The organism is Phenylobacterium sp. (genome assembly GCF_035944335.1).
Lineage (GTDB): Bacteria > Pseudomonadota > Alphaproteobacteria > Caulobacterales > Caulobacteraceae > Phenylobacterium.
Genome location: NZ_DASZBG010000086.1, coordinates 36,939 through 48,529 on the forward strand (window position 1 = coordinate 36,939; position 11,591 = coordinate 48,529).

An 11,591-nucleotide genomic window follows, 5' to 3' on the forward strand; every position below is an offset into this window, starting at 1 on the left:
TGAGGAGAGCTTGCGACGGTGACGCTGAACGGTCGCCGGGACGGCGACGTCAGCCGGCGTTCATCGGCGCGCCGCGGCGCTGCTGGACCAGGAACGCGGCGACGACGCCCGCCGCCACCACGCCGATCAGCAGGGTCGAGACGGCGTTGATCTCCGGGTTCACGCCGAGCCTCACCAGGCTGTAGAGGCGCATGGGCAGCGTCGTCGCGCCGGGCCCGGAGGTGAAACTGGCGATGACCAGGTCGTCCAGCGACAGGGTGAAGGCCAGCATCCAGGCGGCCGCCACGGCGGGCGCGATGTTGGGCAGGGTCACGGCCACGAACGCCCGGGCGGGTGAGAGGCCGAGATCCTGCGCGGCTTCCTCCAGGCTGCGGTCGAAGCTGGAGAGCCGGGCCTGGATCACCACCGTGGCGTAGCAGAGGGTGACGGTGGCGTGGCTGACCGTCACCGTCCAGAAGCCGCGCGGGACCTTGAGGCTGACGAACAGCAGCAGCAGCGAGAGGCCAAGGATCACCTCGGGCATGACCAGGGGGGCATAGACCATGCCGGAGAAGGTGGTCCGGCCGCGAAAGCCTCCGCCGCGCACCAGGGCCACGGCGGCGAGCAGGCCGAGGCCGGTGGCCAGCGTCGCGGAAATCAGCCCGACCCGCAGCGTCACGCCGATGGCGTCCAGCATCTGGGCGTCGTGGGCGAGGGCGCCGTACCAGCGCAGGGAGGCCCCGCCCCAGACGGTGACCAGCTGGCTGGCGTTGAAGGAGTAGAGGATCAGGAGCGCGATGGGCGCGTAGAGGAAGACCAGCCCCGCGGCGACCGCGACAGCCAGGAAGGGCGACGGGCCACGCCTCATGGCAGCAGCGTCGCGCGGCGGCGCTGGACCAGCACCAGCGGGACCACGAGCGTCACCAGCAGGACGACGGCCACCGCCGAGGCGGCCGGCCAGTCGCGGTCGGCGAAGAACTCGGTCCAGATGGTCCGCCCCAGCATCAGGGTCCGCGAGCCGCCCATCAGGTCGGGGACCACGAACTCGCCGACCATGGGGATGAACGAGAGCAGGGCGCCCGCCGCGACGCCGGGCAGGGACAGCGGCCAGGTGACCCGCCAGAAGGCCTGGCGCGGGGTTAGGCCGAGATCCTGCGCCGCCTCGATCAGGCTCTCGTCCTGCCGCTCCAGCACCGCGTAGAGCGGCAGGACCATGAACGGCAGGTAGGCGTAGACCAGGCCCAGCACCACCCCGGCGTTGGTGTCGAGGAGGACGAGGCTCGGCAGGTGGAGGGCGTGGAGCGCCTGGTTCAGCAGGCCGGCGGGCTTGAGGATGGCGATCCAGGCGTAGATGCGGATCAGGAACGAGGTCCAGAACGGCAGGATGACCGCCAGGATCAGCGCCTGACGCAGGCGACCGGCGCAGCGGGCGATGCCGTAGGCCATGGGATAGCCGATCGCGAGCAGGACGGCGGTCGACAGGCCCGCGAAGCCGAGGCTCGACAGATAGGCGGAGAGGTAGAGGCGGTCCGACCCCAGGCGGCGGTAGGTGGCCAGGTCCAGGCCGTGGACGAAGTCGGCAAGGCCGGCGAGGCCGCGCGTGGGATCGAGCTTCGGTTCGTAGGGTGGGATGGCCAGCGCGCTGTGCGACAGGGAGAGCTTGGCGACCAGCGCGAAGGGCAGGGCGAAGAACAGCGCCAGCCAGAGGTAGGGCAGCAGGACGGCGAGCTTCGGCCTCATGCCTCGAGCCTCATCGCCGCCGCGGCCGGCCAGCTGACCCACACCGAATCGCCGATGCGGAAGGCTTCGCCCCCGGCGGCCTGGGCGATCTTGAGGGTCCGGCCGTCCGCCTCCACCACATAGACGATGCGGTCGCCGAGGTAGCCCGCCTCGGCGACCCGGCCCTGGCGGCGGTTGGCGGCCCTTGGCTCGGCGCGGGCCAGCGCCATCCGCTCGGGCCGCACGCCGAAATCCTCGAACAGGTTCACCTCGCCCAGGAAGCCCGCCACGAAGCGGTCGACGGGCCGCTCATAGACCTGCGCCGGGGCGCCCACCTGGACGATCCTGCCGTCGCGCATCACCGCCAGCCGATCGGCGGTGACCATGGCCTCGTCCTGGTCGTGGGTGACGATCAGGAAGGTGAGGCCGAGCTGGCGCTGCAGGGATTTGAGTTCGAGCTGGGTTTCCTCCCGCAGCTTGCGGTCGAGGGCGGCCATGGGCTCGTCGAGCAGCAGGATCCGCGGGGCGGGCGCCAGCGCGCGGGCGAGCGCCACGCGCTGCTTCTGGCCGCCGGAAAGCTGGTCGGGCCTGCGGTCCCCCAGGCCGTCCAGCTTGACCAGCGCCAGCATCTCCTCGACGCGGGCCGCGATCACCTTGGGGGGCCGACCCCGCGCCCTCAGCCCAAAGGCGATGTTCTGCGCCACGGTCAGGTGCGGGAAGAGGGCATAGGCCTGGAACATCATGTGCACGGGCCGCCGGTGGGGCGGCACGCCAGCCAGGTCCTCGCCGCCCAGCAGGATGCGGCCGGCGTCCGGCGTCTCGAATCCGGCGAGCAGGCGCATCAGGGTGGTCTTGCCGCAGCCCGAGGGACCCAGCAGAGCGAAGAACTCGCCCTCAGCGATCTCCAGGGTCACGTCGTCGACGGCGGCCGCGGCGCCGAAGCGCTTGGAAACGCCTTCGAAGCGGACAAGGGGCGTGCCGTTTGGCGGGCCGCTCATTGGCCGGTCAGCACCCGCGTCCACTGGCGGTTCACTTCGCGCAGCTGGGCCTGGTCCTTGGTCGTGGTGACGAAGAGGCGCTTTTCCACTTCCGGCGGCGGATAGACATTGGGATCGTCGCGGATGGCGGGATCGACCAGCGCCTTGGCCGGGCCATTGGCGTTGGCGTAGTGGGTGCGGTTCGAGGCCCGCGCGATGACCTCGGGCCGCAGCATGAAGTCGAGGAACCGGTGCGCGGCCGCGGCGTGCGGCGCATCGGCCGGGATCACGAACAGGTCGTACCAGACCTGGCTGCCTTCCTTGGGGATGGCGTAGGCGATCTTCACCCCGTTCTTCGCCTCGGCGGCGCGGGCCTTGGCCTGCAGCACGTCCCCGGAGTAGCCGACCGCCAGGCAGATGTCGCCATTGGCCAGCGCATCGATGTATTCCGAGGAGTGGAATTTGCGGACATAGGGCCGCGCCTTCATGAGCAGGCCCGTGGCCGCGGCATAGTCGGCCGGCGCCGTCGAATTGGGGTCCTTGCCCAGATCGTGCAGGGCGACGGCGTACATGTCCTCCGAGGCGTCGAGGAAATAGACGCCGCAGTCCTTGAGCCTGGCGAGGTTTGCGGGGTCGAACACCACCGCCCAGCTGTCGACCGGCTTGCCCAGCCGTTTCGCCACCGCGTCCACGTTGTAGCCGATGCCGATCGTGCCCTGCATGTAGGGGACGGCGTACCTCTCGCCGGGATCGAAGGCCTGCATCCGGGCGACGACGGCGGGGTCGAGGTTCTTCAGATTGGGGAGCCTGGCCTTGTCCAGCGGCTGCACCGCGCCGGCGGTGATATAGCGGGGCAGGTTATGGTTCGACGGGACGACGAGGTCATAGCCCGTGCCGCCCTGCAGCATCTTGGTCTCGAGCACCTCGTTGGAATCGAAGGTGTCGTAGCGGACCTTGATCCCGGTCTCGCGGGTGAACTGGGCGAGCAGGGCCGGGTCGATGTAGTCGGACCAGTTGTAGATGTTGAGCTCGCCGGCCGGGGTTTTCCCGGCGCCGCCGCACGCGGCCAGCACCAACGCCGCCGCCAGCCCCAACGCCGTGCCCCATCGCCGCATGCCGTCCCCCTCTTGGCGCAAGCTTATAGGGCGGCTTGGAGCCGCGTCGAAGCTTCCTGCGGCCGCTTTAGACCAGCCGCATGATCGCGGCCTTCATCTCGGCCGCGGTCCGCGACCAGGGCAGCTTGGCCAGCGCCTTGGCGCCCTTCAGTCCGCGCCGGCGGGCTTCGGCGCGGTCGGCGTAGGCGGCCTCGAGGGCCTCGACCACCTCGTCGATGTCGCTCTCGCCCCAGCCGGACAGGCCGTCGAGGCCGGCTTCGGCGCCCGGCAAGGCGCCCTGCCGCGTCAGCGGATAGCAGTTCCCCGTCTCGATCAGGTCGAAATGGCCGCTGTTGGCCGAGAGGATGGCCGGCACCCCGCAGGCCATGGCCTCCATGGCGACCAGGTTGGTGCCCGGCTCGCAGCGGTTCGGGAACAGCGCCACGTCCATTTCCCGCAGCAGCGGCGGCATGGCGGCGTTGGGCACGAGCCCCAGATCGATCACCTGTCCGCCCGGCACGCCGCTGGCCTGCGCCCAGCCGGCCACGTCGACGTCGCCATCCGGCCGGAACGCCATCGGTGCGGCGAGCCCAGAGACATCCAGCCCCCGCGCCACCTCGGGCCAGGGGCTGTGCCAGGCGGTGACCAGCGCGGCGTCGGGATGCCGCTCGGCGAAGATGCGAAAGGCGGCGAGCACGATATCCTGGCCCTTGCGCCGCTCCAGCTTGCCGCCGCTGAACACCAGGAACCGGTCGCCCAGCAGGCCGAGCCGCGGCGCGGGATGGAAGAGCGCCGGGTCGATGCCCTGCAGCACCGTGGCCACGTGCTCGACGCCGTTGGCGCGCAGCAGCTGTTCGTTCCAGGCGCAGCCCGCCACCACCAGGTCCATGGCTCGCAAGCGCTCCAGCACCTTGGGCTCGAGCCGCGAGGTCACGAAGAAGGCCACGCCCACCGTCGGCTTGCCGCTCAGCATGACGTCGTGCGCCGCCTTGGTCGCCGTGCCGTCGTCGTCGAGGCTGAGCAGCACCGGGCCGGTGCTTTGGGCCGCCTGGCCGGCATGGCCCTCGAAGGATTTCACCAGCTCGGCCGTGTCGCGGAAGAACGGCTGCAGGACGAGCGCGCTCAAGGGATCGAGGCTGAGCAGCTGCGGCTTGATCGGGTGCGCGCAGGCCAGCTTCAGGTCGGGGTCGCGCGCCCAGTGCAGGGCCAGGTTGAGCCCGTAGACCCCCCAGCCGTGATAGCTGGAGAGGTTCCAGGTAATCATCACTGAGCGACGCAAGGACCTGGCTCCCCGAACGAACGACGTTCCGGCCTTGTGGCTAGCACGCCGCGCGGCTAACCGGGAACAGGAGCCGCGATGACCACGCCCGACCACCACCGCCGCCTCGACGCCTTCCTCGAGAAGCTGCGCGGCGACATCTATCCCGAGGGCCCCACCGAGGGGCACACGATGATCACCCGCGAGATGTTCAAGCGGCTGAACGAGGCGCACGCCTTTGCGCCCGGCGCCAAGGTGCTCGACGTGGGCTGCGGCCAGGGCGTGGGACTGGAGGTGTTCAAGGCCGCCGGCCTCGATCCGCTGGGGATCACCCTGGGCCCCGACGCCGAGGCCTGCCGCGCCAAGGGGTTCGCGGTCGTCGAGATGGACCTGTCGTTCCTGGATTTCGAGGACGCGCGCTTCGATCTCGTCTGGTGCCGCCATGCTCTGGAGCACAGCGTCTTCCCGTTCTTCACCCTGTCGGAGATGCACCGGGTGCTGAAGCCGGGCGGGGTGCTCTACGTCGAAGTTCCGGCGCCGGACACCGCCTGCGCCCACCAGGCCAATCCCAATCACTACAGCGTACTGGGCAAGTCCATGTGGATCGAGCTGATCCGGCGGACGGGCTTTCCCGAGATCTCCGCGGCGGACCTCAACTTCTCGACCCCGCGCGGCCCCGACACCTATTGGGCCTTCGTCACCAAGCGGCCGGCGTAGAGTCCCCGCCGGCGGCGGGGACTCCGACGCGGACTAGGCTGCGGCGGCGGGGGCCGGCGCGCCGAACTTCACGAGGTTCAGCGTGACCCCGGCGAGCACGAATGAGACCAGCAGATAGCCGGCGTTGAGCTCCAGCAGCTGCAGGCTCATGCCCATGTAGATGTACTCCAGCGCCGAGGTCGTCAGGCTGAAGAAGAACCAGGCCGCCACCGAGGTCGTGACGGCCGCGCCGAGCGTGACCGCGCCGACCTTGTTGATCAGCCAAGACAGCCCGGTCACGCAGACGAGGGTGTTCACAGCGCCAAGCGCCATGAGCATGTTCGAGCCGCCGGACATGTCTCCGGTCTTGCCCATGGCCGCGATCCAGGCTTTCCCGAAGACCGGCCCGAACCATAGGAAGCCCAGGACTTGCAGCAATACCGCGGCGATGACCACGGCGATCCAGTTGACGCCCTTCAACATTGCGTTTCCTCCCCGAATGAGACGGCGTTCTACTCTTGACGACTCAAGGGCTGCCGCCTTCGCCCTGGGCGGAAGGTCGCGCCGATAACGCGGGTTGGCGAGAAAATATTGCGCGAACCTCCGGCCTGGCGGGTGGAAAGCACCGGGCCGGCCGGCGGTCGGCGCAGACCTTGGGCGTGCGGCGGCGCATTTACCCGCCCCCGGAAACATGGCACGGCGCGGCGATGCCGGACCTCGTCCCAGAGCTGCATGAAGGAGGCGACGCGCACGTCCAGGCGGGACGCTTCGAGGACGCTCTGGCCGCTTATCGGGCCGCGGTCGCGCTGGAGCCGGCCAGCGCGCCGCTGCACTACAACATCGGCAACATGCTCAGGCTGCTGCGGCGTTTCGAGGAGGCGATCGCCAGCTACGGCGAGGCCATTGCGCTGCGGCCCGACTTCGCCATGGCGCACCACAACCGCGCCCATTGCCGGCTGCAGATCGGCGCCCTGGCCGAAGGCTTCGGGGAATACGAGTGGCGCAAGGCCTGCCCTACCTTCGACGATCCGCGCTACGCCTTGCCCGACCAATGGGCCGGGCAGGACCTCGCCGGCAAGACGCTGTTCATCTATCCCGAACTGTTCATGGGCGATCTGATCCAGTTCTGCCGCTACGCCCTGATGGCCGAACGGCTGGGGGCCAAGGTGCGGCTGGGGGCGCCCGCCGCGATGCACGCGCTGCTGCGGACCCTCAGCCGCGGCGTCGAGCTGCTGCCGGACGACGCCAGTCCCGAGGTCGACGGCTACCGCTGCGCCCTGATGAGCCTGCCGGCCCTCTTCGGCACGACGCTCGAGACCGTCCCCTGGGCGCCGGCCTATCTCCGCGCCGAGCCGGCGCGCGTCGAGCGCTGGCGGTCGCGGATCGGCGAGGGGGGATTCAAGATCGGCGTGGCCTGGCAGGGCAGCATTCAGCCGCACGCCCTGCCGCTGCAGCGATCCTACCCGCTGGCCGCCCTGGACGAGATTTCCCGGCTGCCCGGCGTACGCCTGATCAGCCTGCAGAAGCAGAACGGCCTCGACCAGCTGGCGAACCTGCCGCCCGGCATGGCCGTGGAGACGCTGGGCGAGGACTTCGATCCGGGCCCGGACCTGTTCCTCGACACGGCGGCGGCGATGATGGGCTGCGACCTCTTCATCACGCCGGATACCAGCGTCGCCCATCTGGCCGGCGCGCTGGGGGTCCCGACCTGGGTGGCGTTGCCCTGGCTGGCCGACTGGCGCTGGCTGAACGATCGCCGGGGCAGCCCGTGGTACCCGTCGCTGCGGCTCTTCCGGCAGCAAAGGCGCGGCGAGTGGGGCGAGGTGTTCGCCGAGATGGCCGCGAGGCTCCGGGCGCTGGGCTGAACCGCCGCCCGCCGGAAAATAGCTGCGGGCGCTTTTGAGAAGCGGCGGCTTCAGCCTATATGCCCGGCTTCCGCTTTTCGCCGCGCCAAGGCCCAAGTTCTCCTATGTCCCGCATCCTCATCACCTCGGCTCTGCCCTACATCAACGGGATCAAGCACCTGGGGACGCTGGCGGGCTCGATGCTGCCGGCCGATGTCTATGCGCGCTTCCAGCGCTCGCGGGGGAACGAGACCCTCTATATCTGCGCGACCGACGAGCACGGCACGCCCACCGAGCTGGCCGCCGCCGAGGCCGGCGTCGCGCCGGCCGACTACTGCGCCGACATGCACCGCGTCCAGTACGACCTCGGCCGCCGGTTCGGCCTGTCGTGGGACCACTTCGGCCGCTCGTCCTCGCCGCAGAACCACCGCCTGACCCAGCGCTTCGCCCAGACCCTTTGGGAGTCGGGCTTCATCGAGGAGCGGGTGACCCAGCAGGTCTATTCCCTGGCCGACAAGCGCTTCCTGCCCGACCGCTACGTGATCGGGACCTGCCCGCACTGCGGCTACACCGCCGCGCGCGGCGACCAGTGCGAGAACTGCACCCGCGTGCTCGATCCCGCCGACCTGATCGAGCCGCGCTCGGCGATCTCCGGCTCGACCGACATCGAGATCCGCCCGTCGAAGCACCTGTTCCTGCGCCAGAGCCTGTTCGCCCCCAAGCTGCGCGAATGGATCGAGGCGAAGAAGGGCGACTGGCCGCTGCTGGTCACTTCCATCGCGCTCAAGTGGCTGGACGAGGGGTTGCAGGATCGCGGCATCACCCGCGACCTCGCCTGGGGCGTGCCGGTCAACGCCATGGAATGGGGTGCGAACCCGGATGGCGTGCTGCCGGACGCCGCCGGCCTGGCGGAGAAGGTGTTCTACGTCTGGTTCGACGCGCCCATCGAATATATCGCCGCCACCTGGGAGTGGGCCGACGCGGTCGCCGCCGAAGCCGGCCGGCAGCCGAAGGACGCCGACTGGGAGCGCTGGTGGCGGCTGCCGCAGGCGGCCGACGTCACCTATGTGGAGTTCATGGGCAAGGACAACGTGCCCTTCCACACCGTGGGCTTTCCCTGCACCTTGATCGGCAGCAATGAGCGCCGCGACGCCGACGGCCGCTGGGGCGTCACCAACAACAGCCCCTGGAAGCTGGTCGACGAGCTCAAGGGCTTCAACTGGCTCGACTACTATGGCGGCCGGTTCTCCACCTCGCAGGGCCGCGGGGTGTTCATGGACCACGCCCTGGAGCTGCTGCCCGCCGACTACTGGCGCTGGTGGATCGTGGCCAATGTCCCGGAAACCTCCGATAGCAGCTTCGTCTGGGAGCAGTTCCAGGCGCAGGTGAACGCCGACCTCGCCGACGTGTTGGGCAACTTCGTCAACCGCATCCTGAAGTTCACCGAGACGCGGTTCGACGGCGCCGTTCCGGCAGGTGGGCTCGACGGTCCGCTGGAGGCCAAGCTGAAGGCCGACGTGGCGGCCAAGCTCACCGAACTCACCCAGCACATGGAGGCCCGCGAGTTCCGCAAGTCGGCGACGGCGCTGCGCCAGCTGTGGGTGCTCGGCAACCAGTACCTGACCGAGGCGGCGCCCTGGACGGCGATGAAGATCGATCCGGCGCGCGCGGCCGTGGCGGTCCGCACCGGCCTCAACCTCGTGGCCCTGTTCGCCAAGGTCGCCGAGCCCTTCATCCCGTTCACGGCCGACATCATCGCCCGCTCGGTGGGCGAGAGCGTCCCGGGCCAGTGGCCGGAGCCCGCCAGGGCGCTCGACATCCTTGAGCCTGGCCGCCCGGTGAAGGCGCCCGAGGTGCTGTTCCGCAAGATCGAGGACGCCCAGGTGGCCGACTGGATCGCCCGCTTCGGCGGGGCCGAGGCGGTGGCCGAGCCCGCCTGAGCGGCTACTTCCGCTTCGCCGCTTCCTGCGGGCTGATGTCCAGCGGGCCGGGCATGACGTTGTTGTAAGTCGCCGTGTGGCCGGTCGCGACGGCGACGTTGCGTGTACCCTCCCAGATCATGTGGCCCGCCACATAGATCACGATCGCCAGGCCGAGGTAGCCGATCCAGCGGAAGCGATGCAGCAGGCGTGCGATCCAGCTGGCGGCCACCCCCATCAGGGTAATGGAGAGCAGCAGGCCGCCGATCAGCACCATCGGGTGCTCGCGGGCCGCCCCGGCGACGGCCAGGACATTGTCCAGCGACATGGTGAGATCTGCGGCCAGGATCTGCACCAGCGCCTGGGCCATGGTCCGGGGCTTGGCGTGGTGCGGCGCAGCCGTCTGGCCCTCGACGCCCTCGAGGACAGCCTCGCCCTCGGCCTCCTCGGCGCGGCCTTCTGCGCGCAGCTGGCGCCACATCTTCCAGCAGACCCACAGCAGCAGGAAGCCGCCCGCCAGCGTCAGCCCGACCAGTTTCAGGAGCTGGGTGGCGACCAGGGCCAGGCCGATCAGCATCACCACGGCCGCGGCCAGGCCGAGCGCGATCGCCCGCCGGCGCTGGGCCTGCGGCAGGCCCGCGGCGACCAGACCCACGGCGACGGCGTTGTCACCCGCCAGGGCCACGTCGATCAGCACCACCTGGAAGAAGGCGGTGACGGCGCCGGCGTCGATCATCGAAGAGAGGGACATGCCTTCGGGCTACCGCGTCCGGGCCGCTTCATAAAGCGCCACCGCGGCGGCGGCGGAGACATTCAGGCTCTCGAAGCCGCCGGGCATGGGAATTTTCGCCAGTTCGTCGCAGTGCTCGCCGACCAGTCGCCGCAAGCCTTCGCCTTCGGAGCCCAGCACCAGAACGGTCGGCCGGGCGTCCAGCACCGCCGCCAGCGGCTGCTCCGCCTCGCCGCTCAGGCCGATCGTGCGCCAGCCGGATTCGGACAGCTCCTCAAGGGCGCGCGAAAGATTGACCACCCGGGCCACGGGCACCCGTTCCAGCGCGCCGGCGGCGGCCTTGGCGAGCGCGCCGGTGAAACGCGGCGCATGACGGTCCTGCAGGATCACGCCCTGGGCGCCGAACGCCGCGGCCGAGCGCAGGATGGCGCCCACGTTCTGCGGATCGGTCACCTGGTCGAGCATCAGCACCACCGCGCCCGGCCCGCCGGCGAAGTCCTCCAGCCCGACGGTCTCCAGCGGACCGGCCCGCATGGCCACGCCCTGGTGGCTGGCGCCCTGCGGCAGGGTCCGCGCGATCAGGTTGTTGTCGGCGATCTCGAGGAGCTTCGAGCGGCCGAACGCGGCCTCGATCTGGCGTGCGCGCTCCGGCGTCGCCAGCAACCGCACCGGTGGCTCGCGCCGGGGATTTCCGAGCGCCGCCTCGACCGCGTGCCAGCCCCAGATCCAGTCGTCGGAGGGGGTCTCGGGACGCCGCGCGAACCGCCCGTGACCTGGGGCTTTTTGGGGGCCTTTTCCGCCTCGCCGGGCGTCGTTGCGTTCGAAGGTCGAGGCCACTATAAGACGCGCTCCAAATTGGGGCCCCGGACGGGCCTTCCCCGATCAGGACCATGCGTTCGGCGGCCTTTAAGCCCTTTCGCATCCTGCGGCGGAAGTCTTTTGTTCGAGGCCCCGATCGAGCTCCGCGCGCGAGGGGGAATGTCCCGAGTGGCAAAGGGGGCGGACTGTAAATCCGCTGGCGTACGCCTTCGCAGGTTCGAGTCCTGCTTCCCCCACCACGCGCCGGTTCATGAGGAGGCCGGTTTACGAGAAGACGGGGCGACCCCGCTCTAAGCTCGGCGGGTATAGCACAATGGTAGTGCAGCAGCCTTCCAAGCTGAATATGCGGGTTCGATTCCCGCTACCCGCTCCAGCTTCCTCATCCACCAATTGAAACAACGCCGGCAGGATCCCGATGGCCAAGGAAAAGTTCGAACGCAACAAGCCGCACTGCAACATCGGCACGATTGGTCACGTTGACCATGGCAAGACGACGCTGACGGCGGCGATCACCATGACGCTGGCCAAGGTCGGCGGGGCCAAGGCGATGGCCTAT

Annotated in this window: 12 protein-coding genes and 2 tRNA genes; 6 read left to right on the forward strand and 8 right to left on the reverse strand. The window is 69.8% G+C overall.

The window, feature by feature from the left end; all coding sequences use genetic code 11:
* Positions 1-49 precede the first annotated feature (49 nt).
* From VGT80_RS14680 to VGT80_RS14700, 5 genes are all read right to left on the reverse strand, one after another.
* Positions 50-847 carry an ABC transporter permease gene (locus VGT80_RS14680; protein ID WP_327457053.1) on the reverse strand — a complete coding sequence of 266 codons (798 nt, stop codon included), beginning with the start codon at positions 845-847 and terminating at the stop codon, positions 50-52.
* On the reverse strand, positions 844-1,719 hold the full coding sequence (locus VGT80_RS14685; protein WP_327457055.1) for an ABC transporter permease: 876 nt from the start codon (positions 1,717-1,719) through the stop codon (positions 844-846). The genes VGT80_RS14680 and VGT80_RS14685 overlap by 4 nt, the downstream gene beginning before the upstream one ends.
* Positions 1,716-2,696, reverse strand: coding sequence for an ABC transporter ATP-binding protein (locus VGT80_RS14690; protein ID WP_327457057.1), 981 nt, complete (start codon positions 2,694-2,696; stop codon positions 1,716-1,718). The genes VGT80_RS14685 and VGT80_RS14690 overlap by 4 nt, the downstream gene beginning before the upstream one ends.
* Positions 2,693-3,790, reverse strand: coding sequence for a polyamine ABC transporter substrate-binding protein (locus tag VGT80_RS14695; RefSeq protein WP_327457059.1), 1,098 nt, complete (start codon positions 3,788-3,790; stop codon positions 2,693-2,695). Before VGT80_RS14695 ends, VGT80_RS14690 begins: the two co-directional genes overlap by 4 nt.
* 67 nt (positions 3,791-3,857) lie before the next feature.
* Positions 3,858-5,048 (reverse strand): glycosyltransferase family 4 protein, encoded by a 1,191-nt coding sequence (locus tag VGT80_RS14700; protein WP_327457061.1) that lies wholly within the window; start codon positions 5,046-5,048, stop codon positions 3,858-3,860.
* Between the two features lie 78 nt (positions 5,049-5,126).
* Here VGT80_RS14700 and VGT80_RS14705 point away from each other — a divergent pair, with 78 nt between their 5' ends.
* Complete coding sequence (locus VGT80_RS14705; protein ID WP_327457063.1) at positions 5,127-5,744, forward strand: class I SAM-dependent methyltransferase; 618 nt, start codon at positions 5,127-5,129, stop codon at positions 5,742-5,744.
* 33 nt (positions 5,745-5,777) lie between these two features.
* On the opposite strand, the gene VGT80_RS14710 is transcribed toward VGT80_RS14705, so the two are convergent.
* Entirely contained in the window at positions 5,778-6,206 is a 429-nt protein-coding gene (locus VGT80_RS14710) for a DUF1761 domain-containing protein (RefSeq protein ID WP_327457065.1), read from the reverse strand.
* 224 nt (positions 6,207-6,430) lie between these two features.
* On the opposite strand from VGT80_RS14710, the gene VGT80_RS14715 reads away from it, so the two are divergent.
* On the forward strand, positions 6,431-7,588 hold the full coding sequence (locus tag VGT80_RS14715) for a glycosyltransferase family 9 protein (RefSeq protein WP_327457067.1): 1,158 nt from the start codon (positions 6,431-6,433) through the stop codon (positions 7,586-7,588).
* 104 nt (positions 7,589-7,692) lie between these two features.
* On the forward strand, positions 7,693-9,507 hold the full coding sequence (gene metG / locus VGT80_RS14720) for a methionine--tRNA ligase (RefSeq protein WP_327457069.1): 1,815 nt from the start codon (positions 7,693-7,695) through the stop codon (positions 9,505-9,507).
* Between the two features lie 4 nt (positions 9,508-9,511).
* On the opposite strand, the gene VGT80_RS14725 is transcribed toward metG, so the two are convergent.
* Complete coding sequence (locus tag VGT80_RS14725) at positions 9,512-10,237, reverse strand: TerC family protein (RefSeq protein ID WP_327457071.1); 726 nt, start codon at positions 10,235-10,237, stop codon at positions 9,512-9,514.
* A gap of 9 nt (positions 10,238-10,246) precedes the next feature.
* Complete coding sequence (gene rlmB / locus VGT80_RS14730) at positions 10,247-11,053, reverse strand: 23S rRNA (guanosine(2251)-2'-O)-methyltransferase RlmB (protein WP_327457073.1); 807 nt, start codon at positions 11,051-11,053, stop codon at positions 10,247-10,249.
* A gap of 135 nt (positions 11,054-11,188) precedes the next feature.
* Between rlmB and VGT80_RS14735 the strand changes: the two genes are divergently transcribed.
* The 3 genes from VGT80_RS14735 to VGT80_RS14745 form a co-directional block, all read left to right on the forward strand.
* Positions 11,189-11,274: transfer RNA gene (locus tag VGT80_RS14735), tRNA-Tyr, on the forward strand.
* Between the two features lie 60 nt (positions 11,275-11,334).
* A tRNA-Gly gene (locus VGT80_RS14740) sits at positions 11,335-11,408 on the forward strand.
* 42 nt (positions 11,409-11,450) lie between these two features.
* Positions 11,451-11,591 (forward strand): GTP-binding protein (locus VGT80_RS14745; protein ID WP_327457077.1); only part of this gene is annotated, 141 nt, incomplete at its 3' end.

Coding starts and splice junctions, on each gene's coding strand:
- VGT80_RS14680 (WP_327457053.1), bottom strand. CDS start 847: ATGAGGCGTGGCCCGTCGCCCTTCCTGGCTGTCGCGGTCGCCGCGGGG.
- VGT80_RS14685 (WP_327457055.1), bottom strand. CDS start 1,719: ATGAGGCCGAAGCTCGCCGTCCTGCTGCCCTACCTCTGGCTGGCGCTG.
- VGT80_RS14690 (WP_327457057.1), bottom strand. CDS start 2,696: ATGAGCGGCCCGCCAAACGGCACGCCCCTTGTCCGCTTCGAAGGCGTT.
- VGT80_RS14695 (WP_327457059.1), bottom strand. CDS start 3,790: ATGCGGCGATGGGGCACGGCGTTGGGGCTGGCGGCGGCGTTGGTGCTG.
- VGT80_RS14705 (WP_327457063.1), top strand. CDS start 5,127: ATGACCACGCCCGACCACCACCGCCGCCTCGACGCCTTCCTCGAGAAG.
- VGT80_RS14710 (WP_327457065.1), bottom strand. CDS start 6,206: ATGTTGAAGGGCGTCAACTGGATCGCCGTGGTCATCGCCGCGGTATTG.
- VGT80_RS14715 (WP_327457067.1), top strand. CDS start 6,431: ATGCCGGACCTCGTCCCAGAGCTGCATGAAGGAGGCGACGCGCACGTC.
- metG (WP_327457069.1), top strand. CDS start 7,693: ATGTCCCGCATCCTCATCACCTCGGCTCTGCCCTACATCAACGGGATC.
- VGT80_RS14725 (WP_327457071.1), bottom strand. CDS start 10,237: ATGTCCCTCTCTTCGATGATCGACGCCGGCGCCGTCACCGCCTTCTTC.